We start from the raw sequence: 26,871 nt of genomic DNA, 5'->3' as shown, positions 1-26,871 counted from the left end.
CGCTCTCTCTTTTTTCGATGCTTTTGAGCATTCACTGTTCTGTGTTGTGACCAGCTCATTTAGATGGCTAAGCATCACTGCTCACGCCTTGAACAGATGAATGCTCAAATAGCACAAAATTTAATCCTGAAAGATCAACAGCCCCTAGTAATCTAGAAATATTGATTGATTAATCAACGTCATCAAATATTTTCCTTAGTTCTTCTTTTTTAGGAGGTGGAATGCTAACAACCAAGTTTTGAATATTATCAAAAGTAAACTTAATGCCGTTAAACGGCCGTTCTTTTTTATCATCCAATTTTTCAAGTTCACCTAGCTTAGCCGCATTTCTCGACTTGACTACATCCTCAGGTGTTACAACATCATATGATTGCCCATCGAGGCTTTGTTTACTTTTCTTTTCACGTTTTAAAGCATTTTGCAATATTTGTTGAGCTACTGTCTCCACGTTAATTGAGTCAGTTAACTTTTCACGAGCTAGCTCATCGAGTTTATGAATGAGGTTAATTGCTGTATATGCTGCATAGCGAGAACAATCCGTTCGATTAAAAACACTTTGAAAACTGGTTGTTAAAAACTCTAATGGAGGTTTGTAATCGTCTTCATTATTTTTAGAGTCGACGATATATATTCCATCTCGTGTAATGACAGCAATTACAACATGCTCTTCGCGCAACATACCTCGCTCTCTAATTCCAATGGGCATGACCATAATGGGCTTCTCGACCCTGGGTAAGTCAATTTGTTGTATTAATTGGAGATAGGTTGATAAATAAGGCAGAGGCACAATAGACCGTTCACATAAAGCAACTGACTTACACTCTTTCGGGTATAGACTCATTATTTTTTGATCAACAAGCCTACAATCTCCTTTGGAATTTTGGCGTTTTCTTTTTCTTTCTGCGGATTTTATAGTTGAGTTATCAATATACTCTACAAAGACAGTTTCTGAATCCTCATCAGGGTTCACCAAACCTACTGCAGCGTATTCTCGAGTTGAATCATACTTTGTTGAAAGAGGCTTTCGAGGTGTGGCTGGAGTTAAGTCACCAACTCCACCTTGCTGTGGTGAACTTAAATCAAAAGCTTCTGTTAGCGTTGAAGTGGAGCCCTGCAATACCTCATTATTTTGCGGCGACGAAGATGTTGAGGAGTTCACTGACATACTAGAAATCGAATTTCGACGAGAATCTGCTTGACTATAATGCCTGTAGGCTTCATCTAATCGTGTAGCATAAATAAGTTTATTTCGTGAAGTAACGGATGCTTCAGAGCTCCCTTCAGCACTTAAATCAACAGAAGTATTATTTGAAGACAATGAAGCTGTAGCAGAGTTTGGAGTAGCTCGTCTAGGTAACTCAGGTGTTATAATTTTTTTTGCTATTTCCTCTAAATCCACATAAGTTTCTTCTGAGTCAACATCCCCCTCTTCTGGAAGGAGATCTTTAATAGGACCTTTATTTAATTTTGAGAACTCGCTGGTACTTTTATAAGAATTAAATTGAGCATTTTTTAAATCTTTAGTTAATTGCGCTTTCATCTCTTTATATTTGAAAAAATCAAAGACTGACCCATTTGAAACAGACCATTCTCCTTTTTTATGGCTAACTTTAAATTCAACAAAGTCACTTGAAGTTTCCTCATTTCTTTGAAAGTACACCTTAACCACTTTACTGTTTTTATCAGCGACTAAACTCTCCATTCGACTAAAACTTAAATCATTTACATTATAATCAAACGTGTTTGAACGCCAACAAAGAATATACTCTCTACTCAAATATTCCTCCTTACATTTACAATCAAACGATTACTGACATTAATGATAAAATAAACGTTCCTTAAAGTAAGCTGCAATGTCATTTTAATAATTACCTATACAACAGTTATTATAATATATTTCTCACTATCTATATTAAATCAAGATTTCCAAAAAATTGAACTCAGAAGATCTAAGCTAGGTTTACTTATTTTATTAAGTAACTCACCGACGTCTATATCGTTACTTTCTTCTTTAATTAATTTTGCCATTTCGATAGCCGTATATGCCGAATATCGTGCACAGTTCAGATGATCATTTTCATCTTGAAAAGCAGAAATATGATGAATAAAATCACTGGAATATTTATTTCCTGCTTTCGAGTCAATAATCTCAACGCCTTTACGGGTAAAAACAGCAAGTATGGCGTGATTTTCCATAGAAGAATGGAAGTAACCTCTGTGAGTTATCCCCACAATAACCATTTGAACACCATTTACAGATTTTTCTTCAATCTGTTTTTGAATATTCCATAAGTATGACGTTAAGTTACATGATCTAACATCTTGTTCTTCAAGTTCCAATATATGTATATTTACAGTTGTTTCTTTTGCAGTTGTTTCTTTTGCACTAATTAAATTAAAAATGGTATCTCGTGCAATTTTATTCGCTGTTGTTGTCCCTATACGTTTCTTTAAATTTCCCGCATGGTAATTTACTTCAGCTATAGAATAATTCACATCCGCCAGAAGAGCATGCTCATGCTCGACTAAATCAAAATCACCATCTTTTTCAAATTTTAATTTTGGTTTTATCGCTGCTTTTGCTTTTACTTCTTCATATGCTTTTTTACTTGCTTGATCTGCAAATTTAGAGATTGTAAGCAATACATCTTCATCGACTACATCAGAGTGTTTTTCACCTTCAACAATAACATCAACAGACTGACTTCCAACTTTAGCAACAACCACATAACTCTCAGTGCCTTTATCTTTATCGCACTCTATTAAAACTGTTGAATCACACTCAGCTAAACCTTTATTTAGATAACCCACAACACTACTGCGAGCATCATTCCATTGTTCACTATGTTTCTCAAAAAAGTTATTGAAAAACTTAGCATTAACACACCACCAACCTCTTTCTTTTTTTGCCATTAATTTATAGGTTTTTTTCGTTATTCCACTGATGTCAACAACATCAAGCTCAAATTCAAACTCAGGTTTTAACTTAGAAGGTTCGCTTTTACCTTTAGTCTCAACCCAATATTTAAGAGGTCCGTAATTTGTTAAACTTTTAGTATCAGAGCACCACATTGCTCTTGCAACTTTAACGGCCATTTATCCCCCTACACTTAATAAGACAACGAACAATTTTTCCCTATATTAATAATAAGCTTTATTCAATTACTTTTGGTGTTTTTTATTGATTTAAAAAACAATATTAATATAGCGTTAACTTATCAATTTATGAGCTTCAAGCTTTATGAATATAAAATAATAATTAACAGAAAAACCTACTACTTCCTCCTGCACCATTCAAACTAAATAAAAAATGCATTTTGATTTATTTGATCTTGATATTAAAGACAATTTAACTCGCTAATTATCCACAAATAATCACTATTATAAATTCTCGTTTTTTCAAACATAAGCTTGCAATAATCGGTAAAATCCCTGAAGATCAATTTTCATTTGAAGAACACAATAAGCAGCATGGTAAAATCAGTAATGTGTGAAACAATAACCTCAACTCTAGCAAGCAAAATTCAGTCCCAATTCCCATTACTAAATAATCATCAAAACCCACTTAAATTATGCTACCTCGATACAGCAGCTACAAGTCAAAAGCCCCATTGCGTGATTGATGCAATGAATGAGTATTATCATACCTATAACTCGAATGTTCACCGCGCTGCTCACCAACTATCTGCTCGTGCTACAGTTGATTATGAAAAAGTCCGTAATGATTTAGTAACGTTTATCAATGCTAGAACCCGACAAGAAATCATCTTTACACATGGGACTACAGAGTCTTTGAATATGCTGGCCTACGGATTAGAAAGTACGTTTTCTGCTGGTGATTTGATTTTAATCGACAGTGCCGCCCATCACGCCAACATTGTCCCTTGGCAACAACTGGCACAACGCACAGGTGCCTTTGTAAAGGCGATTCCGCTTGATCAAGATTTCAATCTTGACTTAATCGGATATCAAAAGCTACTTAAATTGAGACCCAAACTGGTTGCAATTTCTCATGTCACTAACGCTCTCGGCACTGTTAATCCCGTTAGTCAAATAATCTCATTAGCAAAAACAGCCAACGCCATTACTGTGGTGGATGGTGCTCAAGCGATCGCACATACTTCTGTTGATGTTAGTGAGCTTGATTGTGACTTTTATGCTTTTTCTGGGCACAAAATGTACGGCCCAACGGGTGTTGGTATACTTTATGGTAAAACAGAAAAATTAGCTCAGCTCACACCAATGCTCACTGGTGGGGAAATGATAAAAACAGTCAGCTTTGATAACACTATTTTTGGCGAATTACCCAATCGACTTGAAGCGGGTACACCGCCAATTTCAGAAGTGATCGGTCTTGGGGCTGCTATCAAGTTTATGAACCAGTATTTCACCAAAGAACATCAAGATGAAGAAAAACAGTTATTGAATTATTTGCAATTCTCGTTAGCAGAGCTTGATGATATCGAAATTTATGCATCAAACGAAAATAATCTTGGTGTGGTTTCATTTAATGTTAAAGGTGAACACCATCAAGATGTTGGTATCTTACTCGATCAGCAAGGTATCGCCATTCGATGTGGTCACCATTGCGCGATGCCATTAATGGACTTAATGAAAATAAATGGCTGCTGCCGTGTCTCTATCGGTTTGTACACAACAAAAGTTGATATTGATTGTTTTATTGATGCTTTGAAACAAGTCCAACAATTACTGAAAGATTAAAAAGGTCCTACTAAATGTCGTCTTTTATACCTGCAAATGAACGTTTTTTATATGAAGTCGAATCTATTGAAAATTTAAAACATAAATTTGCTGTTACAAACAATTGGCAAGAAAAATATCGGCTATTAATGTTATTAGGAAAGTCAGTTCCATCAATTTCTGATGAGTATAAAGTTGAGCCTCAACAAGTTGACGGATGTGAGAGCGCTGCTTGGTTGTATCACTATCAACAAGATGATAAGCATTATTTCTTAGCAGACAGTGATGCTCGCATAGTTAAAGGTTTAATTTCGATTTTATTGATCATGTTTCACTCACAAGACAGTAAAACCATTTGCGGATCACCGATCGAAGCTACTTTTGAACAGCTAGGATTATTAAACCAACTCAGTCCCTCACGCGCTAATGGATTACAAGCACTGGCTGCTAAAATGGTTTCATACGCTAAAAGCTAGCAATAAAAAACAGCCAACCAAGTAGTTTCTATCCCTTCTTCAGTCCATGCTACTCGATGTTTTTCATGGGCTGGAATATTCAACCTAAACGTTCATGATAGGCATAGATGTCATATGCGTTTACTTTGGCTACTATTTTTCTATCACCCTACACCATGAAAATTGTATTCGCTGAGATTTGAAGATTATTTCCAACCTAAGCTAAAAGCGAAGTGATTTTTAGCTTTTCTGCTTTCACTAACAGGCTTGGGAATAGGTGTTAGCGGCTATTTTCACGAGAAAACATCAGTTGAACGCTGAGTATATGAGTAACTGTTTGAGTCAATAAGATGACTTTATCATCATGGCTTTCACCCAATGAGTGAAGTGCTCTACGCTCACAAGCTTGCTAAAATGACTGCTATCTGCGTTGTAACTTTTGCAAGTAGAATAACTACTTGCTGCAAGCTACGCCTTACTATCAGCCATTTTTCTATGCTTGAGAACGCAGTCAACTGATGTTTTTAGGTTCAAGAAATCACCTTGGCCGAGAATACATTTTCTGCCGTCAACAAAGTCGATTTGAGCACGTCCTTTTATGACAACAACCCATTCGTTTTCATCTTGATCATACCAAAAATTTTCAGAGCTCTTTTGACCGAAGGACACGATCCGCTCAATTCTCGTTTGGGGAGTTTCCGCGAGTACCTGAATAACTTCTTTTGATAAATCAGTGGGAATATCTTTAAAGAGATTATTCAAAGTAAACTCCTTACTTTAACCTGAACTAGGGATAATAAAATCTATAACTAAATGTTTTATATACAATAAGTTTAAATTCAATCTAAAGTGTGGCTAGTTTTGTCTAGGGTCTGTTGATCTTTCAGGATTAAATTTTGTGCTATTTGAGCATTTATCTGTTCAAGGCGTGAGCAGTGATGCTTAGCCATCTAAGTGAGCTGGTCACAACACAGAACAGTGAATGCTCAAAAGCATCGAAAAAAGAGAGAGCGTAAATTGATCGCTCTTTCTAAATAAAAGGTGCTGCGTTATCGTTTTCTTATTTGGAAACGAAGTAACGACAGTTTTGTATGTCGATAATAACCAAACCTCACAAACTCTGCCTTGCATAAAATAACCAATTTATCGCTGCAAAAATAATCACGAAAGATCAACAGACCCTAGTAATACCAATTACAGTAATTAAATGCTCAACTCAGAGCTATGTATGCGCACAAAGTACAAACGAAATTGGTGAAAACATAGTTATCTACGTTGAGATAATTTTGTGAAGTATTCTTTATAAACCAAAGTGAGCACATACAAGCTCCCGAAGGGCAAGGCTAAAGGTTTCCATTACTGCGTTGCACGTTCTTGAATTATCCCGACAAAAGCATGAAGTGCGTTGAACGCCAGCTTTGTATGGCGGCCGTAGGGAATATAGTACTTCGAACATGCGCCTTGTATTGAAAACCTTTATCTTTTGCTGAGTGAGAGATTAATTACTGTAATTGGTATAAGAGGCGTAATTTTCTGTAAAAGCGGGTCTATTTCAGAGAATTACAACACTGGAATAGGCGAAAATAGCTGTGCTGTATAGGTTTGCTTATCCAGAGTTCAGGTTACTTAAGATGGCGTCCACCATCTAAGTGTAAGACTCGCCGGTATTGAAAACCTTTATCTTTTGCTGAGTGAGAGATTAATTACTGTAATTGGTATAAGAGGCGTAATTTTCTGTAAAAGCGGGTCTATTTCAGAGAATTACAACACTGGAATAGGCGAAAATAGCTGTGCTGTATAGGTTTGCTTATCCAGAGTTCAGGTTACTTAAGATGGCGTCCACCATCTAAGTGTAAGACTCGCCCTGTAACATAGTGACTGTTCATAACATAATTCACCGTGTTAATTAATTCATCAACGCCAGCTACAATCCCCATTAAAGACTTTGATGCGGCCTTCAATTTGTAACTATCAGTATCTTCATCGTTATACATGATAAGAGCAGGTGCAATTGAATTTACTTTAGTTGTAGGAGCCAGTTTTGCCGCAAAAGAGTACGTCAGATTATCCATGGCAGCTTTACTTGCAGCATAGGCAATATGTTTTGTACTGCCCTTTGTGGCCACAAAATCACTGATGTGTATGATATCCCTCTGACCAACAGACTCGCTCGAAGTGGTTAATAAGGCCTCAAAAGCTAGGTTCATTTGATAAGGCACATTTACGTGTACCGTCATCATTTGATTCAATACAGACACAGCACTGTGCTCACAATCATCAGGCAGCCAAGCAGAAGCATTATGTATCACCATTCTAAGCGACTGATAACGCTGTATAATTTTCTGGATAAATGCATCGACTTGGTTTTGCTGATTAAAATCGCACTGGTAAAGATCTGCACCAGCTGACATAAGTATTTTGATTTGAGAGCGGTCTGAACGATAAGTCCCTATAACTTCATAACCTACTGCGAGAAAGTGTTTTGCTAAAACAAAGCCAACGCGTTTTCCAACGCCTGTAATGAGTATTGCATCCTTTCTTTTATCACTCATTGAGTTTCTCCTATTTTAGCTTCAACCTAAATATATCAGTTGAACGCACAATTTAACTTTAATCTATTGAAGTTAAATACAAGATTAAATAACCCGAATTCACCCATCAGGTGAGTGCTGAACATTCATATACTTGCCAAAATCACCGCTAGCTGCGTTATAAATTTTGCAAGTAGAACCACTACTTGCTGCTATTCATGCCTTGCTATCAATAATTTTTTCTGCATATATGAACGCTCCCAACCGATTTATTTAGGTTCAATCAAGCAAAAAAAACGGAGCACTAGGCTCCGTCATGTATCAAATTCGTTTGAATTATTTTACAAATTCAACACCAATTTTGATATCGCCTTTCAATGTATCAAGCATAGTATCACGAGCGTTAGCTTCAAAAGCGCTTAATTCGCCATAAGGTAATACTTTCTCTACACCGTTTTTGCCAAGCAATACTGGTTGCGCGAAGAACTCAGCATGTTCACTGCCGCCATCAACATAAGCGCACTCGACAACATTTGCTTCGCCTTGTAAGCCGCGAACCAATGATAAACCAAAACGACATGCCGCTTGACCCATTGATAATGTCGCGCTTCCTCCACCGGCTTTAGCTTCAACCACTTCAGTACCTGCATTCTGAATACGAGTTGTTAAAGCTGCAACTTCTTCATCTGAAAAGCTTACGCCTTCAATCTGCGAAAGTAATGGCAAAATTGTAACACCACTGTGCCCACCAATTACGTTGATGTTCACGTCAGCAACATTCAGTCCTTTTGCTTCAGCAATGAAAGTTTCAGAACGAATGACATCAAGTGTCGTTACACCGAATAAGCGGTTTTTATCATAAACACCTGCTTTTTTTAGTACTTCGGCCGCAATGGCGACAGTAGTGTTTACAGGGTTAGTAATGATACCTACAAGTGCTTTAGGGCAAGATACCGCAACCTTTTCAATTAAGTTACGAACAATCCCAGCATTAATATTAAATAAGTCAGAACGATCCATCCCAGGCTTACGTGCAACACCAGCAGAAATCAATACCACATCAGCACCTTCTAAAGCCGCTGACGGATCTTGTCCTGCAAATCCTTTTACTTCTACATCTGTAGGGATGTGACTTAAATCAACGGCTACACCGGGCGTAACAGGTGCAATATCATACAATGATAATTTCGAACCTGCAGGAAGTTGAGTTTTTAATAATAGGGCTAAGGCTTGGCCAATCCCACCAGCAGCACCAAGTACGGTAACTTTCATAGCTATCTCCGTTAATGTAGCGGATATGTGACATAGATCATAATTATGGTCGTCACCTTACTGGAATGCCGTTTAAATATCAATAAAACACAGGCTGCTGGAGCATTGTTGTTAAGCCGAAATTGACCGCCCCTGTAAAGCAAAGTTTCCCAATAAAACACTGAATTTTTATGCGAGAATATGCAGAGTAAGTTGGCTAAAATTCAAATGTTATGCAATAATTTCTCAACTTTTGAATATTACAAACATTGATGATGCTTTTTGAGTACATCGCACTGTATAATAATCGGTTAGTAGAAATACTCTAATACTGATTGAATTCATTTATCTCTAGTTATCACTGAGAGTTAGCAATTCATTTAGAATTTAGTTATCTCGGGTCGCAGTATTAACAAAGTAAAACAACGAAAATAATTATTATGACTATAAAAAACCAAGACGAGCTCGTAAAAACATTCAAGTTAATTTTAAAAGAAGAGCGCTTCGGCTCTCAAAGTGAAATAGTTTCGGCTTTGCAAGCTGAAGGCTTTGAAAACATAAACCAATCTAAAGTATCTAGAATGCTCAGCAAGTTTGGGGCTGTTCGAACCCGAAATGCAAAACAACAAATGGTTTACTGTTTACCTGCTGAACTAGGTGTACCTACCGCGGGTAGTCCGCTTAAAAACTTAGTCTTAGATGTGGATCACAATCAATCTATGATTGTTGTACGTACTAGCCCAGGAGCCGCGCAGCTTATTGCTCGATTACTTGACTCAATAGGCAAGCCTGAAGGAATTTTGGGAACCATTGCTGGAGACGATACGATTTTCATCAGCCCATCAAACATAGACGGAATACTCACGACATTAGAAACAGTCAAAGCTTTATTCAACTACACTGAGTGATTTTTGTACTTATTCAAAAATAAAAAAGAGCTTGTTGGGAAGCTCTTTTTTATTGCCTTAAGGTATTAATACCAATTACTGTAATTAACTTCCCACTCAGCAAGAGCTAAAGGATTTCAGTACAAGGCGCAAGTTTGAAGTACTATATTCCCTACGGCCGCCATACAAAGCTGGCGTTCAACGCACTTAGTGCTTTTGTCGGGATAATTCAAAAACTTATAACGTAGTAATGAAATCCTTTAGCCTTGCCCTTCGGGAGCTTGTATGTGTCCAAATTACTGCGCAAAACTGTCTCAACCTAGCAATGTAATAACGACAGTTTTGTATGTCGGTAATAACTATGTCTTCATCAATTTCACTTGTACTTTAAATCTAGAAACATCTGTTGACTGCGTTCTCAAGCGTAGAAAAAATGGCTGATAGTAAGGCGTAGCTTGCAGCAAGTAGTTATTCTACTTGCAAAAGTTACAACGCAGATAGCAGCCATTTTAGCAAGCTTGTGAGCGTAGAGCACTTCACTCATTGGGTGAAAGCCATGATGATGAAATCATCATATTTCTCAAGCAGTTACTCATATACTCAGCGTTCAACTGATGATTTTAGGTTAAACACATACATAGCTCTGTGTTGGGAATTTAATTACTGTAATTGGTATTACTATCAGGCATTTTTTCTACGCTTGAGAACGCAGTCAACTGATGTTTTTAGGATTAATCAAGCGGACTCTAATAAAAAGTCTAATGACGGAGCAAAGAACGATGAGCCTGTCACGGCTTGCGTATAATTCATTAGATGATCACTGTGGCCATGAGCATCGCCAACAATCATGCTTTTGAGCATATCTTCAAAATTCCGAGGTGTACGGCACACTGAAATAAACATCAGCCCCTGTTGGTGTAAAGTCCCAAACGGCATACTCTGACGTAAAATTTCTTTTGAATTACCATATTCGTCTTTCAAATTCACCCTTTTTATATGACTTGTGAGTGGCTTATCTTCTGATGCATATTCGACATCATCCTGTTTTGTGCGACCGATGATATCTTCTTGAGCTTGTTGTGGTAAGCGTTGCCAGTGAGAGAGTTTATGCACATATTTTTGAACATGAACGTAACTGCCGCCTCTAAAGTCTTCATCTTCTTCCGCTAACAAAGCAACTTGCTGTCGATGTCGCCCTTTCGGGTTTTCGGTGCCATCAACAAACCCCGTTAAGTCACGGCTGTCCATGTACCTAAATCCACGTTCTTCATCAACAAGCTCAACTAATCCATCTAACATTTGGTCAATTTCATTAGCCACTAAATGCAAAATATCGTATCTGTCACAACGTATATGAAAAAAAAGATCATACTCGATAGCAGGTGCAATTAAGTCGTTATTCTGCATAGCAGGAAACGGTTTAAGCAGCTCAGGGCGAGAATCACTGTATAAACTGTCCCAATAATTAGCACCTATGGCAACAAAACCGTTAAATGCACTATCAGCATGTTGATCTGTAAGCTCAAAGATATATTGTGCCACTGAGGCCAGACAAGGACGCAACAGCGGCTCAACATGATCTTTTGCGTTAAACATTAAATAAATGCTGTGTAAATTTCCTTCAGCGCAAATACCGAGTTGTTCTCGTGGCATTGTTTCAAGATCCATATGTGTCTCCTCAGAATGCAACCATAGTAAACAAATAATTAACTAACTTCACTTTAGTTTTCTAATTTTAATAACCAAACAATAACAATTTGACACACAATAGCGTTGTATCATTCCAAAAAATCATTTAGGTTACGACAGCTAAACAAACTTAAGGATTTTACATGAAACAGATTGTTATTGGAGGTCTTGCTGCCTCTGTTCTTCTTGGGCTTACGGCTTGCGGAGATAATAAAAGCACTGAGCAACAATTACCAGCGGAGCAAACTCAAACTGCCACAGCAGTGCAACAAGCACTTACATCAGGTGTTGACTTTGCCAACTTTGACAAGACTGTTCGCCCTCAAGATAATTTCTACCGCTACGTTAATGGCACTTGGTTAAAAGAAACCAAAATACCCAGCGATCGTACCAGCGCAGGTGCCTTTTATGATTTACGTGAAAAATCTAAAAATGACGTAAAAGCCATTATTGACGATGTTTCTAAAGCCGAAAACCTTCAGGCTGGATCAGACGAGCAAAAAGTCGCTGATTTGTATCGTTCATTCATGGATGTAGATACACTAAACAAGCTCGGTATTGAGCCAATTCGAGCACAGTTAAACGAAATCGCCTTCCTCGAAAATAAAGATCAATTAGCCAGTTATTTCGGCAAAAGCCAAATTATTGGTGGCGGAACACCTATGGCATTCTACATTAGTGTTGATGCTAAAAATTCAAGCCGATATGCTACACACATTTGGCAATACGGTTTAAGCCTGCCAGAAAAAGATTATTATTTTAATAAAGAAGAACGTTTCGAAAGCATTCGTACTGCTTACCTAAAACACATCGAAACCATGTTTACATTGGCTGGATTACCTAAAGCAAAAGAACGGGCAAAAACCGTTATGGCACTAGAAACTGCCATTGCAGATAAGCATTGGAATGTGGTTGATAGTCGTGACAGCTCCAAAACTTACAACTTGTATCAAGTTAAAGATTTGCCAACATTGGCACCAGACATTAATTGGGATGGTTATTTAAAAGCCCTTGGTGCTGACAAGCAAGCCGATATCATCATCAATCAGCCGAGTTACATTACGGGCCTTAACGATGTAGTTAAATCAACAAGCTTAGACGACTGGAAAGCCTACCTGATTTGGCAAACACTGACTCATGCTGCCAGTCAACTTTCAGAGCCTTTAGACAAAGAAAATTTTGAATTTTTCTCTAAAACATTAAATGGTCAAGAAGAACAACAGCCTCGTTGGAAACGTGGTGTTTCGACAGTCAGCGGAATTTTAGGTGAAGTGATTGGTAAAGTGTATGTTAAGCGCCACTTTAAGCCTGAAGCCAAAACTCGTATGAGTGTTTTGGTAGAGAACCTCCGTGGAGCATACGGTGACAGCATCAACGAATTAAGTTGGATGAGTGCAGACACCAAAGCCGCCGCCCAAGACAAATTAGCTAAATTCAATCCTAAAATTGGTTACCCTGATAAGTGGAAAGATTACAGTAAACTTGTGATCAAAGCGGATGACTTATATGGTAACGCTCAACGTGCTGGCGCATTAGAGCATGAAAAGGACTTAGCAAAACTAGGTGCTCCAATTGATAAAGGAGCTTGGGGTATGACACCTCAAACCGTCAACGCCTATTACAACCCAACCATGAATGAAATTGTATTTCCGGCAGCTATTCTTCAACCACCTTTCTTTAATATGGAAGCAGATGATGCGGTTAACTACGGCGGCATCGGCGCGGTAATCGGTCATGAAATGGGGCATGGATTTGACGACCAAGGCGCAAAATTTGATGGCGAAGGTAACCTTCGCGATTGGTGGACTGCTGACGATTTGAAAGCCTTTGAATCGAAAGCTAAAGCGCTTGTGTCTCAATACAATGGTTACTATGTCTTTGATGATTTACACGTTAATGGTGAGCTGACACTGGGTGAAAACATCGGCGATTTATCCGGTGTGACCATCGCTTATAAAGCTTATAAAAAGTCATTAAATGGTGAAGAAGGCCCTGTAATCGATGGGTTAACCGGTGATCAACGTTTCTTTATCGGCTTTACCCAAGTGTGGCGTGCTAAGTTGAAAGAAGCGGCCGCTCGTAACCGTATTGCAACCGATCCACATTCACCACCTGAATATCGTGCATTAGGTTCATTATCAAACATGCCTGAATTTTATAAAGTTTATGACGTAAAAGAAGGCGATAAGATGTATCTTGCACCTGAAAAGCGTGTGAAAATTTGGTAATGCCTTCATAAAATCGTAAATAATCATAAAAGCGTCTGCCATTCGGTCGACGCTTTTTTTATACTTGCCGCATTAACCATTAGATTGAATTACTATGAACGAAATTATTGAGCAACTTCAAGAAGCCAACCAAGCTACAGCCTTTCCTCTTGAACTACCGACATTCGAGCAACTAGTTGAAGTTGAAGAGCAAATATTAATCCCTTTACCAAAATCACTAAAAACATACTTGCTTGAAGCAAGCGATGTTATTTTTGGGCACCTTGAACCCGTCACTGCGGCTGATACTTATGCTCATACTTATTTACCAGAAGTCACCAGTTATGCTTGGTCTGTTGGAATGCCCCGAGAATATATTGCCGTGTGCCAGCAAGGTGAAGACTTCTATTGCATCGACCAATCAGGTCAAATTCTCTTATGGAAGGATGGTCGTTTGGCCTCGAAAAGCTGGGAAACATTGTGGCATTGGATTGATGAGGTTTGGTTAAAAAATTAAAGGTTCATTCACTATAAATTGATCCTAAAAAACAGTCCATTACTGTCCACACTTTCAAATTAACCGCCGATAAACCTACCAAATCAATTATCGAGTTACGCGACCCACAATCGCTAAATAGTAAAAGAATTAACATTGCATGGAAGCAATTTTGTCTTAACATATACGAATCAAATTATCCTGATCGGCGGGATAGTCTGTCTACAGAGTGATAGCGAAAATCATTAATTAGTGTTAAAAACTCAAGTTTCGGATTTCATTTTTAGCTAAAATCATGGGTACTTTCCAGTAGAAATAGCCTCTTGGCGTAATGTAAAAGTATCCATTTGCATAACTTGATTAAAAAACGAGGTCACTTCTTCGTTGACTTGATTAAGTATGATTTCGCTTTCTGTTGTTGGTAACGAAGAAATACTAGAAACTGCATCGCTGATCAAAGCCTTAAATAAGCCCCATAATTTACAAGCAAAATCTAAATTTTGTAGACTGTCGCAAAGTAGGTTCCTTGAGTCACAGACTTTGCTGTTTTCATCATTTTGCTTCGCATGCAGAAGCAAGCAAAACCTCAACCCTGTTAGATGAATTGAAGCAATATAAGCACTGTAATGACGACTTTGCTCACTCAAAAAGCCAAGATGTTGTTTGGCTTCCTTGAAGTACACTTCAATTCCCCAACGCAAAGCGTAAATCTCAAGAATTTTTTCATCGCTTAGCGAAGCGTCCGTACTTAAAAATAATGCCCAATCGTGTTTACCTGCTTTTTTCTTATCAGGATTAACACCTCGACAAAAGACGAGTTTAACCTTAATCCAATTCGGCTCAAGCTTTGCCGTTTCTGCTAGATTCAACTCAACGACAATGGACTTTGTTTGATAAGGCAACCCTGCTAGTTTTTGCCATCGGCCTTTTACTTGAGTTTTGAATAGTTCGGCGGCACTGCACTCTGATTTATCCGCTAAGCGGTACTTCATTTTGTTTTTTTTCATTCGGAGAATAGCCGTCAAATCATGCTCAAGCGTCATGCTGATAATAGGCTTGGTGGCAAACCAAGAGTCTGCAAGAAAATAATCAGCTTCAATACCTACTCCCAGCGCACGTTTAACCATACCTGCAACCATAGCAGGCTTAGTTTGAGCCACAGATTGCTTGTAACGTTTAGCGACTATTGAGCGCTCATCTTTAAATTTACGGGTTAGAGATTGTGCTTTGGTTTGACTGATGAAGAGTTCATTATCCAGTGGGACAAATTGACTATCAGAAGCGTAGCCAAAACTCAGTACTTGCTGTCCCATAACACAACGCCCTGTCAAATGGTCGAAGTGACTGGATACGCCGGGCATTTTCTTACCACGACGTTGCTTTACTGAATCATCGACAACAAAAGCTCTGACTTTACTCTTGCCTTCCTGTTTTATGAGTTTTTTAGCGGTGTAAAGTTGCAGTTTTCTCCAATTCAAGTCTTCTCGGTTGAGTAAATCATAAAGCACATCTTTCTTAGCAGAAGAAAAGCTGAGTAGTGACTCTTTAGCAAACATAGATATGGTATCAACCTTCAACCAAACCCAAAGCATTAGTAATACCAATTACAGTAATTAAATTCCCAGCTCAGAGCTATGTATGTGTACAAAGTACAAGTGAAAAATGATGAAGACATAGTTATTACCGACATACAAAACTGTCGTTATTACATTGCTACGTTGAGACAGTTTTGCGTAGTAATTTGGACACATACAAGCTCCCGAAGGGCAAGGCTAAAGGATTCCATTACTAGGTTACAAGTTTTTGAATTATCCCGACAAAAGCACTAAGTGCGTTGAACGCCAGTTTTGTATGGCGGCCGTAGGGAATATAGTACTTCAACCTAAACGTTCATGATAGGCATAGATGTCATATGTGTTTACTTTGGCTACTATTTTTCTATCACCCTACACCATGAAAATTGTATTCGCTGAGATTTGAAGATTATTTCCAACCTAAGCTAAAGGCGAAGTGATTTTTAGCTTTTATGCTTTCACTAACAGGCTTGGGAATAGGTGTTAGCGGCTATTTTCACGGTAAATAAATCGGTTGGGAGCGTTCATATATGCAGAAAAAATTATTGATAGCAAGGCATGAATAGCAGCAAGTAGTGGTTCTACTTGCTGCAAGCTACGCCTTACTATCAGCCATTTATTCTACGCTTGAGAACGCAGTCAACTGATGTTTCTAGGTTTAAGAGCGCCACCAGCTGATTTTTCTAGGTTTAAAAACTGACGTAATCGAGTGATACAGATTTCATGACATAAAGAATGAAAAAAGCCAGCTAATTAATTAGCTGGCTTTTACCTTGCTCATATAAGTTTTACAGGGAGGTTAAAACTCGTAACGAGCTACAATCGAGAAGTAACGAGCACCTTGACGGCTGGTTACACGACCATATTCAGGATCAACAACAGCAACGCTCTCATCACCAACTGTAACGAACTTTTGGCGCGATTCGTTAATGTTTAATGCAGCATCATCATTAAACAGATTATAAACCGTTCCTTTTACAGAAAAGTCATGTCCGAATATTTCAGTCTGATACGTCAGTGACATGTCAACATTAATCACCCAAGGTAAGTTACCCACTGAGCCTCTAGGCGCAGGTCTGCCGTTATAATCATAATGTGATGCATTTCCATAGTACTTACTGATACATGCATCCCATGGGCTACCTGTTTGACAACTATCAACGTCAACAGGATGAACTGAGAAATAGTTTGTAGGGCGACCAGAAGTCATTCTACTCACTAAACCAAGTGTAAGCTCTTCTGTAATAGCATACGTACCATTGAACTTAAACGAGTGTCGGTGATCGTTTGGTAAGTCACCATAAGCGTGATCCATTAAATCGGCGTAGTCGTAAGACGTAGTCCAACCTGGATCAGCTTGGTTATTATCCGTCTTAACTAACCCTTCTGTGTTTCCGTAACTGTGAGACCAAGTATAGGAAGCATCAATTTTTAAATCGTCGTTTACTTTTCCATCAAGCGTAAACTCCCAAGCAAGGTATTTACGTTCTGGCTGCTGCAATTGCAACTCATCTTGACTTAAATTTACATTATCAATTGTGCCATCACCATCAAAGTCATATGACATTTGAATCGCTTCACCTGGGTTATTCAAGACATAGTACGAACCTTGGCCGACGTTATCTTCAATACCCAACTCTGCAAGTTTTTTCGCAAGAACAGGACCTACATCTGTATCTTCTACACTACGTCCAAGTTCTCGATAAACAAAACGAACACCTGCTGTCATGTCACCAAACACTTCTTGCTCATAGCCCAGTGTAAATTCATCAGAATACATAGGTTTTATTGAAGCAGAAGAAATCAAACCAGGTTCGGTAATGCCACGTTGGCGATAAAATCTATCACGAACCATAGCACCACGATTTGGAGAACCATCAGCAGAAAGCGTAGGAGATCCATCACCATCAAGCTCAGCTAATGAAAAATGTTCAAACCATTCGATAGAAGATGAACCTTGAGTAATATTCATGTTGGCGGATACTGGCTGGAAGTAACGACCAAATGTTGCATAAGCTTTTGACGTTCCGTCACCAAATACATCGTAAATAGCTTGCAGTCTTGGTGCAAATTGATTATCAATATCGACATAAGCGCGACCATCACTTACGGTATTTTCAAAGCCACTGTAACGAGCACCAAATTTTAATACAAGTTCATCAGTCACTTGCCAAGTGTCACTGGCATAAAAAGCTAAAGAGTTCACTTCTGAGTCAGTAAACCTTGTTCTCACACGACGCTCAATATAGTGCTCGCCAGCATCTAAGCCTGACAAATCATCACCGTTAGAGGTCCTAACGTTCCACCAACCTTCTGCATCCCCAATACCATTCTGACCTGAAGTAAAGTCTACACTTACATTCGTGTAGTCAACACCAAACTGTATTGAATGAGATTCCAGATCCCAGTTAAAGTCAATACGAGCTTGATCACGAATGTATTCTTCTTCAGAAATACTAGACTGAGTATGTTGGCTTAAAGTCGTTCCAAACCTGCGATCCCAAACACCAGGATCTGCAGATATCGCGACATTATCAATGTTTTCTGATGTTCTACCTGCGACAGCTGAAACAGAAAAGTTATCGCCAAAATAACCATTGTAACTGATACCGTAGACTTGCCCGCCTTCTCGACCTGGAGAGGTTAAGCCTATTTGGGCGCTCACAACATTGGTATCTGCATCATAACCAAACACACTTGTTTCGTATGTTTCTTTATTATTCATTGCAGTCAAGCCAATAGAGTGTTCTGGCGATATAAACCAATCGACTTTAGCAAAATACCGATCCGATTCATAAACCCTGTCAGTTGCTGTTGTTTGGCCAGCCCATTCGCTCTCAGTTCTGCGTGGTGCATACAAACCGTAATAGAACAGTTTATCTTCAATAATTGAGCCACTAGCCCAAAGTCTTACATATTTAAAATCAGTACTATCACGCTGAGTGTTTGTTTGGATAACACCTTCAGAATCATAAATTGATTGGTGTTCAGATCGAAGTGAAGAAGGATCCCACCTTGCTTCTACGCCGAAACTAAAATCATTGTTACCTGATTTAGAAACTGCGTTCACTATTCCACCCATTGCTCCGCCAAATTCAGGAGTAACTCCTCCCGTTTGGACTTGCGTCTGAGATATCGCTTCCCATGGCAAGGCTATAGAACCTAAACCAGTACGAATATTAGTGACATTCAATCCGTTCAAATAGTAGCCGTTTTCAGCAGAAGAAGCACCACCAAAACTTGAAGCACCTTTAAAGTTACTACCGCCAGGTGCTGCTGTACCTGGCGCTAATAAAGCAATGCTTTCAAAACCTGTACTAACAGGCAATACATTCAATTCTGCCTGGGTCAAGGTTACGCCAGAAGTTGAGTTTTCTAAATCTACTCGACGAATACTGCTGCCAGTAACTTCGATACGCTCAATATTTTCACTTGAAGCACTTTGAAGTTGACTATCTAGTATTAGAGCTTGCCCGATGGTCACTTCAACATTGTTTTCAGAAGCTTGTGAAAATCCGTTTTTGCTGATCGTTATATCGTAGTCCCCGACAGGAACATTACGAAGAATATACTCACCGTTGTCATTAGTTGATATAGAATAAACCAAACCTTTAGTTTTGTGCTTCAAGGTTATCGTTGCGTTAGCAATGCTTTGACCTGAAACATTTTCAATATGACCTTTGACGATACCGCTACCATCCACAGCTAAAGCTGCAGGAGCCGAAAACAACAACGCTGAACTAACCGCAATGGCAGCAAGCGTTTTTCGGGATGGACATTTACTTATAAAATAATTCGTATTCATAAACCTTTCCTTCATCCCTTTGAGGTAATATTCGAGGCGATTACCGCTTAGTTATTGCCTATTTTTTACTCGAACAACGAAAACATACACCAAATGAATACTGTATACAATCTATTTTATACTCGAGTTATGTGTAAAAATGTTTCCACTGAAATATATTGGAAATAAAATAGGTGTACGATGGTTAAAGACAGGCCTAAAATTTATGAAATCGCAGTTATGATTAGGATCTGTTGATCTTTCGTGATTGTTTTTGCAGCGATAAATTGGTTATTTTATGCAAGGCAAAGTTTGTGAGGTTTGGTTATTATCGACATACAAAACTGTCGTTACTTCGTTTCCAAATAAGAAAACGATAATGCAGCACCTTTGATTTAGAAAGAGCGACCAATTTACGCTCTCTCTTTTTTCGATGCTTTTGAGCATTCACTGTTCTGTGTTGTGACCAGCTCACTTAGATGGCTAAGCATCACTGCTCACGCCTTGAACAGATAAATACTCAAATAGCACAAAATTTAATCCTAAAAGATCAACAGCCCCTAATTAATCGTGTTCAATTTCAATGGTACTTGGTTAGACAACATAGTCTGTTGTTTAATGCTCAATCGATGAGTTTTCATGAACTGCCAATCTGGTTCGATTTTTTCATTACAAGATGTGCTTAAAAAACTTCTAGCATTACTTTGCTTTACGTAGTCATCAATTTGATTATACTTACGCAAGGTTTCCACAGGTATATGTTTCAGATTTGGAAGCAATACAGCGTTTATGGATGGAAGTGTTAAAGCAATTCTTAATCCTTCTGGATCAAAATCGGTAAAAGCAATGATCTCACTTTTCTTAGGTATGTTAACTAAAAATCGTTTCAACCCTGTTGGTGAATGTTTGCTATCTCCACGATAAACCACCAAAGTTGATTCTTTATTACAAGGGAGATCAAACTCATAAATTCGATCAAAAATATCAAGATTCTCTACGACTAAAACTGTTGAAATATTTTCATTTGCGAAAAAAGCTAAAAGCTCATCGACTTTCACTCTCATTGAGCATGCGTTTGTAAAAGGCTGAAAATTAAAAGTCACACCCAAGATCTTAAACAGGACAAAATCATCTTCGGGTTTAATTTTAGCCAGTTTATCGTCAGCGCCTTGAGTCGTCATTTCTATTCGTTCAATATCAGGCGAATAACTCAACACATCAACTTTGCAAATATCTTTGATAGTTTGGCGAAGAGTTTTTAAGTGACTAGCAGACAATATCAATTTCCGGCTCTGCTGAATGTAATCCCCGATTTCGGTCACATCATAAATTTCTTGCCACATTGGATTTAATCGAAAAGTCACTTGTCGTCGCTGTTTAACAAGATTCGCAATAGCCTTGAAATGCATGTCCGTGAGTTTACCCAATGTAGTCTTCGTCCTCGATGTTTATCAATCTAATCCAATAATAATATCACTCACAATAAAGTTACCTGTATAAACAGAGTGATTTTTTCCTTCAGCTAATAAACTGAAGTGCTCTTTATATTCTTCAGCTAGGCCTTCATATCCACCAATAACTTGATACAGCCAACTTTCGCTATCAAAAGCTAATTGTTTGGCTGATAAGTACTCCAATGCTGAAGTCGGTTGACCACTTTCAATGACGTCACACAAATACTTATCAACCGCCACCTTAATGGCGCTTTCTATGATTTCAAAATCTTGTGTATCTTCCAAAGTAAAGCTAGATAATTCTTTTTCAGATTCGGTAGATTTAGGCCTGTCACTAAAGCTTTTAACCTTAGCGACTAATTGCATAATTTCAGCCTCATGCATTGTGTTGCGAATATCTACCGAAGCTGGTGCTAAGAGTGACTCGGCTTGATTAAAAATTGAAGGGATTTGCTTGTGATTAACATGGTTATCAGGAGTGTAATCTGGATGCATTTCTGCATTTAACAACCAGCCTTTCAGTAAACGAGTACGCCCACGTATTTGGCGAAAACGCCCTAATAATTCAAGTAAGCGACCTTGAACTAAACTTAATTCTTCGATATTCAAACTTAAGCTTTCATGCAGTGCTGTCACTAGCAACTTTCGCAGCTCACGTACATCACCTGCTATCTCTGTCAGTTCTTCAAATTGAAACATCTCCAATCCATTGAGTAGCTCTGTCACCTGAGTTTGAGCGAGTTCGTTTTCGCGAATTTTGGCATTTATGCTGCCAACATAACCGAAGTCATTATTAATACGGCTCCAAAGTACACGGGTTGAGTATGCCAAGCTTTCAGTAAAGCTATATACATGCTCACTTAAGTCAGCCAGATAAGCTTCTGCGGCAGCATGATCAACATTATGACGAGCTTCTTTATAATGATTAGCTAAGGTCTTAATCGTTGCTAATGCCGAACCAGCATTTGAGTCGATTTGCCGATTGCGTTCATCGCTTAATGCTTCCTCCAGCATTGCTCGCACAGTTCGAGTTAACCTGAGATCTTGCTCTAGATCAGGTCGCCACAAAATGCCAGCATTTTTTAGTTTGTCGATCGCTTTCGACTCAGCTTTGGTTTCATCAACTGAGCCTGCCACATAAGCATCCATGATCAAATCAGCGTGTTTACTCAGTTGTTTGAGCAGCTTAACACCCGCTTGATGTAAATTATTACTCATCACGAACTCCTAGATTAAATCCGCTTGAGTGATCGTTTCAGCTTGAGCTTCAAGACTAAGCGCCTCGGTTTCGTCAATAAAACGGATCACTTCATAAAGGTAATCAAGCTTGCCTGTGGCGATATATATTTGTTTATCTTTATTAGGTCTTATGAGGTAGCCCAACTCCAGCAACCGCTTAAATACAAGTTTAATTTGATTATCAGCGGCCGAGCTAGTCGAACCAAATAAGCGATATTGACTCAACTGGCTAAGTTGCTCACGAAAAGCGGGGGTATCTTCAATGCGCGTTTGCAGCTCAGTAAGCCGAATGGGCGCACCTTGAGTCAATGGCGCATCGGCACCACTGGACTCTTGCACTAACACGAGCCATTCCACCAGTGGAGTTAATGACTGGCAAATATCACGAAACTGACTTGATATTACCTTGCGCTCATTGTCACCAAGTTCTAAATAGCCACAAAAGTACACTTCGCCCTCGGCAGCAGAGGCTAATGTGCGATTAATTTGGTTCAAGTACTGCTCGATTCGATCGCGAGTCGCTTGATTTTGCAGTGCACGCCAACTGTCTTCATCTGTGGTACGGCAAACAAAATCACCTTTTAGCAAAGACTCAATCAATGCGCTGGTGCCCACCATTACTGATCCTGTCGATTCATGGCTCATATTGGCTAACTCACTCATTATGCGCTCTCCTTAAGACGATTTTTTAACTTCTCAGCAATTGGGTTCACTTTAGGTTTCACGACCTGCAATTTTTTGGTTTTTTTGTCGATTATGTACCGATTTTTAAATAACGTTAGCACCTCTGACTCAGGGTTTGGAAACGCACCTAGCACTGATATTTGGTTATTTTCACAGGCATCGAAAATCTTTTTCACATTATTGTGATGCAGAGTGCCAAGTTCATCAATCGGCCAGTGAATAGTCACCTGTGCTCTCCCACGTAACAGACGTGTAAAGGCTAAAAGGAACTTACACAAAATCAAATAAGCCATACCATGACTGGATGATTCATTAAGCTGACGGTCAGTGCGGATCACTAAATCACTGTGACCTTCACGTAACCTCAATTCAATTTCTAAAAGTTTTGAAATGCCACCAGCTAATGCTGAGCGTCCAATAATATCTAGCACTCTGCGCATGCTAATGATGTAATCTTCATCTGGTAATCCATCAAAACCTGACGCCTTCCATGTTGCGAAGGCTTTTACAAAGCGTTCGAGTTCAGGCCAAAATTCTAGTTCGGAGATGCGAGAGCGAATTTTAACGGCCGATTCTGAAACACCATCCAAAAACAGTTCTTCGCCCACTTCACGTGTGATGCGCGCACTTTGTGAGGCGATGCGACGATCAATATCAGCAAGCACATCATAGTAAGCCGTTAAATCAACACCAAAAATTCGCCCTTGCTCTTGAATCGCTCTAAACTGCTGCGACACAATCACATTGAGGAGATTGTCCAGCTCAGGGACTAATTTACGATAATCGAGTATGCGGATCCCTTTATCATTCACTGAACTTGATTCTTCGCGAGATTTTTCCCACATTTCCGCAAATCGTGAACCTGATTTACTGGCAATAATAGAGTCAAAATGTTCAACATATTGTTTTATTGAGCTGAGTAAGTTTTCCCGCATCAAGAGTGAATCACTGCCTTGCCGCATTCTTTCTGCAAGCCCGCCCTGTACTTCGTCGTCATTGGCTGGCAGTTTTAAGTCAGACAATTTACGAATAAGCTCACGTAATCGAGTTAAGTTTTCTGAAGTCTCAACCTGTATGGCTTCTTGTTGTTTACGTGTCTTATCAATCGTTTCACGTTGGGTTTTAACTTTGCTTGATTCCGTTGACAATCGTTGACTGAATTCAGCCACAGCTTGTTTTACTTCGGTCAGCATGGTCTGTAACTTCGGCTTACGTATTATCCATTCTCGTTGATACCAATCATCAAATTTCAGGACATCATTGCGGCGACTTTCTGCATTGGAAATTCGCGTTTCATAATTGTTGATGTCTTGTTTTAGCTTAACGATTTTTCCTTCATCGACGCCGCGAGATTGCAATTCGTCTTTGTACCAAACATCACACTCTTTTTGCTCTACTTTTGCATTAGTTTTACGCTGGTCGATGCTGTTGCGTGTTTGGTTGATTTGGTTGTCAATGACGCCTATGACTTCTTGCCAGTAGGCTTGTCGCTCCATTTTGTCATCGCGGGCTTGAGCTTGGTGCTCTTCTACGCGAGTTTGATGCTGTTGAGCTTGACGCTTTAGCTCGCTCTCTAATTTGACTAACAACTGCTGAGTATCTGATTGCCGTGATTTCAACGCTTGATCTATTTTCTCTTGTGCCGTGGTTTTGTCTTCCCATAAACGCTGTAAATCATCACGACAATTTCGATAAGCTGTACGAGCAATCGTTAACTCACGGCTAAGATCATCTAATTGCGTATTCACTTCAACCAACTGAGCTTCTGCAATTTGCTGTTGCTCTTTTGCAAGCTCGACCGCCTCTTCTGCTTTATTAAAGCGGATCCTAAGTGCTTGCTCTGTCTCTGCACACTCAGGCACCTCAACTGCTTTTAAGTCAAGATGGATGCCAAATAAACTATCATGAACCTCCGTTGCTACCTGAGGATGAAGATCGGTTCGATGTAGCAACTCAGGTGCAATCACCTTGCCGACGTTTTGCTCCCAACCATCCGCTTCTTTCCTCAAAAATTCGAGTAGTGTATGAGATTGCGGATACAAGGCTTGTTCAACTTCGTCGAGTTGCTGCTGACGCTGAATCACCCGTTTACTTGCACTTCGCAGTGTTTCATTGGCTTGTTCGCGCTTTGCACGTAATTTACGTTCTTCTGTGGTTAACCGATCTACTTTGTGACTGCTACTTTGCTCTTGTTCTCGACCTAGATTAATACGCGCATCAAATTCAGCCAGCGTGTGCTTTTCAGCTTGTGTATATGTGACGTTTTGCAGCTGAATATTATACTCGGCGGCTTTGAGTTTAAATTCGCTGCGCTGCTCATTGTGTTCAGCATTAATACTGGCAATTTGCTCGCGTGCTTTGTCGTTAAGTGTTTCTATATCTTTGCGAGCCGTATCTCGCTGCTGTTCTTTTTGCTCGCGCTGTGTTTCTAGTTGCGTATGCAGCTTTTCTAAATCACGATTGAGTTTTTCACTGATTTTACTGCGCCGTTCGTTATAAGCCGACTCAACATCATGGTGTTTTTCGGTTTGAAGCTTATGACGCTCTCGCATATTCTCCAAATCAGTTTGCCAATTTGGGATTAAGGTAAGATCTATTTTCGCTTGCTCAATATCGGCATCCAGAAAAGCGCCATGCTGCTCTTCCATTAAATCAAGTTCTTGCTCGTATTTGCTACTATCTGCTTTTGCGGCTGAAAGCTCTTGGTTTAACTCGTCGCGGGTTTCTTTCCAATTTTCTTCAAGCATTTTAAGCTTGATACATTCTTCTTTTGCTTTATTTTCAGCGAGTTCTTTACGTTGAATTTCAAGCTCTTCATCGTTTTTGTAAACGCGAGTTAAGCTGCTTAGACGATGTTCAACGCTCAATAATTGATTAAATTCTTGTTCTAGTTTTACGTATTCTGGCTGAAGTTGCTCAAAACCCTTCACTAATTGACTTTCATTAATCCACGCTTCAACGTGCTGAGGGTTAACCCGAGAACTGGGAGGATTAACACCGTCTTCTTCTAAAATAGCGGCAATCATAGACTTAATCGTCTCCATTTTGCCTTCTTTAGAATGCACCGCTTTGGCCAGTTTCTCGATATGACGTAATGAATGCTCAGAGTCACACAGTGAAAACTGATTAGCATAACCCCGTAGCTCACTACGGCTACTGCCAATATTTAACAAACTTCTATCGTGCTGAATAACCGCGCGGTATTCACGAGTATTAAGGTGTTTTGAAACTAACACCCCATCACGTTTGAACTGCCGACCTAACTCCGCAGTAGTATGGCAAATAATATTGTCGCCATGGCGTGTTTTTACAAAATCATCAAGCTCAAATGCCTTAGCAATAAAGCGGTAGTTTACGCCTTTGCCATCACCGGCTGACGACAATACCGCTTGATAAATAAGCCCGTCACTTTTTCTGTATTCATAAATGATGTAACTGCCATCGTGAGGTAAATACCAACGTTCAAAACTATCACGAGTTGAAGGAACAACTCGGCTGGGATATTCACCATAAAACACAGGTACCAAACGCTGAAGTGTGGTTTTACCCGATGCATTTGTACCACAAATATTGGTGTGTCCGTCGAGTTCTAACTCAACGACACCCGGAAGGTGTGTGTCTATTAACACAATACGAATCAAGCTTGGCATGCTTATCCTTTTGCAAACATAATGAAAGTCAATTTCAGATTACGAATCGAGAAAACTGAAGTGATTTTTGCCGAATATAACGCAGGATAACCGAATTGATTTTATGAAGGCAATATTTCTCAGTCTACTCGACGACTATTGCGCCAGCCAGAAGCTTATTTCGTATCTCGTTCACTTAACATTCAGTGATGCTTATATAAACTTATCGATAATTGAGCAACATTGCAGGAAAAATTTGATGGCTATAGGACCTTGTTCAAAATCAAATC

General features: G+C 39.2%; 17 protein-coding genes. 5 read left to right on the top strand and 12 right to left on the bottom strand.

Annotation, left to right across the window (positions count from 1 at the left end; all coding sequences use genetic code 11):
* Positions 1 to 169: 169 nt before the first annotated feature.
* Both E2I05_RS03405 and E2I05_RS03400 read right to left on the bottom strand, forming a co-directional pair.
* On the bottom strand, positions 170 to 1,777 hold the full coding sequence (locus tag E2I05_RS03405) for a hypothetical protein (RefSeq protein WP_121854048.1): 1,608 nt from the start codon (positions 1,775 to 1,777) through the stop codon (positions 170 to 172).
* 140 nt (positions 1,778 to 1,917) lie between these two features.
* Positions 1,918 to 3,096, bottom strand: coding sequence for a hypothetical protein (locus tag E2I05_RS03400; RefSeq protein WP_121854047.1), 1,179 nt, complete (start codon positions 3,094 to 3,096; stop codon positions 1,918 to 1,920).
* A 375-nt stretch (positions 3,097 to 3,471) separates the two neighbouring features.
* On the opposite strand from E2I05_RS03400, the gene E2I05_RS03395 reads away from it, so the two are divergent.
* Both E2I05_RS03395 and E2I05_RS03390 read left to right on the top strand, forming a co-directional pair.
* Entirely contained in the window at positions 3,472 to 4,722 is a 1,251-nt protein-coding gene (locus E2I05_RS03395; protein ID WP_121854046.1) for a SufS family cysteine desulfurase, read from the top strand.
* A 14-nt stretch (positions 4,723 to 4,736) separates the two neighbouring features.
* Positions 4,737 to 5,177, top strand: a complete 441-nt coding sequence (locus E2I05_RS03390; RefSeq protein WP_121854045.1) for a SufE family protein — start codon at positions 4,737 to 4,739, stop codon at positions 5,175 to 5,177.
* Between the two features lie 447 nt (positions 5,178 to 5,624).
* Here the strand turns inward: E2I05_RS03390 and E2I05_RS03385 are convergent, their stop codons facing one another.
* The 3 genes from E2I05_RS03385 to mdh all read right to left on the bottom strand — a co-directional run bounded on the left by E2I05_RS03385 (position 5,625) and on the right by mdh (position 8,959).
* A complete protein-coding gene (locus tag E2I05_RS03385) occupies positions 5,625 to 5,918 on the bottom strand; it encodes a cupin domain-containing protein (RefSeq protein WP_121854044.1) in 294 nt (97 codons plus the stop codon).
* 1,061 nt (positions 5,919 to 6,979) lie between these two features.
* A complete protein-coding gene (gene folM, locus E2I05_RS03380) occupies positions 6,980 to 7,708 on the bottom strand; it encodes a dihydromonapterin reductase (protein ID WP_121855009.1) in 729 nt (242 codons plus the stop codon).
* A gap of 315 nt (positions 7,709 to 8,023) precedes the next feature.
* Positions 8,024 to 8,959 (bottom strand): malate dehydrogenase, encoded by a 936-nt coding sequence (gene mdh / locus E2I05_RS03375; RefSeq protein WP_121855008.1) that lies wholly within the window; start codon positions 8,957 to 8,959, stop codon positions 8,024 to 8,026.
* Positions 8,960 to 9,378: 419 nt separating this feature from the next.
* Between mdh and argR the strand changes: the two genes are divergently transcribed.
* On the top strand, positions 9,379 to 9,846 hold the full coding sequence (gene argR / locus E2I05_RS03370) for a transcriptional regulator ArgR (RefSeq protein WP_283105952.1): 468 nt from the start codon (positions 9,379 to 9,381) through the stop codon (positions 9,844 to 9,846).
* A gap of 714 nt (positions 9,847 to 10,560) precedes the next feature.
* Here the strand turns inward: argR and E2I05_RS03365 are convergent.
* Complete coding sequence (locus tag E2I05_RS03365) at positions 10,561 to 11,493, bottom strand: Dyp-type peroxidase (RefSeq protein WP_121855006.1); 933 nt, start codon at positions 11,491 to 11,493, stop codon at positions 10,561 to 10,563.
* 164 nt (positions 11,494 to 11,657) lie between these two features.
* Between E2I05_RS03365 and E2I05_RS03360 the strand changes: the two genes are divergently transcribed.
* Both E2I05_RS03360 and E2I05_RS03355 read left to right on the top strand, forming a co-directional pair.
* Positions 11,658 to 13,742 (top strand): M13 family metallopeptidase, encoded by a 2,085-nt coding sequence (locus tag E2I05_RS03360; protein WP_121855005.1) that lies wholly within the window; start codon positions 11,658 to 11,660, stop codon positions 13,740 to 13,742.
* Positions 13,743 to 13,836: 94 nt separating this feature from the next.
* Positions 13,837 to 14,238: an SMI1/KNR4 family protein gene (locus E2I05_RS03355; RefSeq protein WP_121855004.1), complete on the top strand. Its 402-nt coding sequence runs from the start codon at positions 13,837 to 13,839 to the stop codon at positions 14,236 to 14,238.
* A 272-nt stretch (positions 14,239 to 14,510) separates the two neighbouring features.
* On the opposite strand, the gene E2I05_RS03350 is transcribed toward E2I05_RS03355, so the two are convergent.
* The 6 genes from E2I05_RS03350 to E2I05_RS03325 form a co-directional block, all read right to left on the bottom strand.
* The gene (locus tag E2I05_RS03350) at positions 14,511 to 15,809 is read right to left on the bottom strand and encodes an IS4 family transposase (RefSeq protein ID WP_133309469.1); all 1,299 of its coding nucleotides are present in this window, start codon (positions 15,807 to 15,809) and stop codon (positions 14,511 to 14,513) included.
* Positions 15,810 to 16,590: 781 nt separating this feature from the next.
* The gene (locus E2I05_RS03345; protein WP_121852583.1) at positions 16,591 to 19,596 is read right to left on the bottom strand and encodes a TonB-dependent receptor; all 3,006 of its coding nucleotides are present in this window, start codon (positions 19,594 to 19,596) and stop codon (positions 16,591 to 16,593) included.
* Between the two features lie 539 nt (positions 19,597 to 20,135).
* On the bottom strand, positions 20,136 to 20,918 hold the full coding sequence (locus E2I05_RS03340; RefSeq protein ID WP_133309468.1) for a DUF7281 domain-containing protein: 783 nt from the start codon (positions 20,916 to 20,918) through the stop codon (positions 20,136 to 20,138).
* A gap of 108 nt (positions 20,919 to 21,026) precedes the next feature.
* The gene (locus E2I05_RS03335) at positions 21,027 to 22,247 is read right to left on the bottom strand and encodes a phosphoenolpyruvate carboxylase (protein ID WP_121852581.1); all 1,221 of its coding nucleotides are present in this window, start codon (positions 22,245 to 22,247) and stop codon (positions 21,027 to 21,029) included.
* A gap of 9 nt (positions 22,248 to 22,256) precedes the next feature.
* Positions 22,257 to 22,931, bottom strand: a complete 675-nt coding sequence (locus tag E2I05_RS03330; protein WP_179952736.1) for a condensin complex protein MksE — start codon at positions 22,929 to 22,931, stop codon at positions 22,257 to 22,259.
* The gene (locus E2I05_RS03325) at positions 22,931 to 26,602 is read right to left on the bottom strand and encodes an ATP-binding protein (protein WP_121852580.1); all 3,672 of its coding nucleotides are present in this window, start codon (positions 26,600 to 26,602) and stop codon (positions 22,931 to 22,933) included. Before E2I05_RS03325 ends, E2I05_RS03330 begins: the two co-directional genes overlap by 1 nt.
* Positions 26,603 to 26,871: the final 269 nt, after the last annotated feature.

The sequence above is a fragment of the Parashewanella spongiae genome (assembly GCF_004358345.1).
Lineage (GTDB): Bacteria > Pseudomonadota > Gammaproteobacteria > Enterobacterales > Shewanellaceae > Parashewanella > Parashewanella spongiae.
This window is presented reverse-complemented; position numbering and strand designations above follow the sequence as displayed.

What these genes read in the sequence shown, in the direction of transcription:
- E2I05_RS03400 (WP_121854047.1), bottom strand. Translation starts at nt 3,096, where the DNA reads ATGGCCGTTAAAGTTGCAAGAGCAATGTGGTGCTCTGATACTAAAAGT.
- E2I05_RS03395 (WP_121854046.1), top strand. Translation starts at nt 3,472, where the DNA reads ATGGTAAAATCAGTAATGTGTGAAACAATAACCTCAACTCTAGCAAGC.
- E2I05_RS03390 (WP_121854045.1), top strand. Translation starts at nt 4,737, where the DNA reads ATGTCGTCTTTTATACCTGCAAATGAACGTTTTTTATATGAAGTCGAA.
- folM (WP_121855009.1), bottom strand. Translation starts at nt 7,708, where the DNA reads ATGAGTGATAAAAGAAAGGATGCAATACTCATTACAGGCGTTGGAAAA.
- mdh (WP_121855008.1), bottom strand. Translation starts at nt 8,959, where the DNA reads ATGAAAGTTACCGTACTTGGTGCTGCTGGTGGGATTGGCCAAGCCTTA.
- argR (WP_283105952.1), top strand. Translation starts at nt 9,379, where the DNA reads ATGACTATAAAAAACCAAGACGAGCTCGTAAAAACATTCAAGTTAATT.
- E2I05_RS03365 (WP_121855006.1), bottom strand. Translation starts at nt 11,493, where the DNA reads ATGGATCTTGAAACAATGCCACGAGAACAACTCGGTATTTGCGCTGAA.
- E2I05_RS03360 (WP_121855005.1), top strand. Translation starts at nt 11,658, where the DNA reads ATGAAACAGATTGTTATTGGAGGTCTTGCTGCCTCTGTTCTTCTTGGG.
- E2I05_RS03355 (WP_121855004.1), top strand. Translation starts at nt 13,837, where the DNA reads ATGAACGAAATTATTGAGCAACTTCAAGAAGCCAACCAAGCTACAGCC.
- E2I05_RS03350 (WP_133309469.1), bottom strand. Translation starts at nt 15,809, where the DNA reads ATGCTTTGGGTTTGGTTGAAGGTTGATACCATATCTATGTTTGCTAAA.
- E2I05_RS03345 (WP_121852583.1), bottom strand. Translation starts at nt 19,596, where the DNA reads ATGAATACGAATTATTTTATAAGTAAATGTCCATCCCGAAAAACGCTT.
- E2I05_RS03340 (WP_133309468.1), bottom strand. Translation starts at nt 20,918, where the DNA reads ATGTGGCAAGAAATTTATGATGTGACCGAAATCGGGGATTACATTCAG.
- E2I05_RS03335 (WP_121852581.1), bottom strand. Translation starts at nt 22,247, where the DNA reads ATGAGTAATAATTTACATCAAGCGGGTGTTAAGCTGCTCAAACAACTG.
- E2I05_RS03330 (WP_179952736.1), bottom strand. Translation starts at nt 22,931, where the DNA reads ATGAGTGAGTTAGCCAATATGAGCCATGAATCGACAGGATCAGTAATG.
- E2I05_RS03325 (WP_121852580.1), bottom strand. Translation starts at nt 26,602, where the DNA reads ATGCCAAGCTTGATTCGTATTGTGTTAATAGACACACACCTTCCGGGT.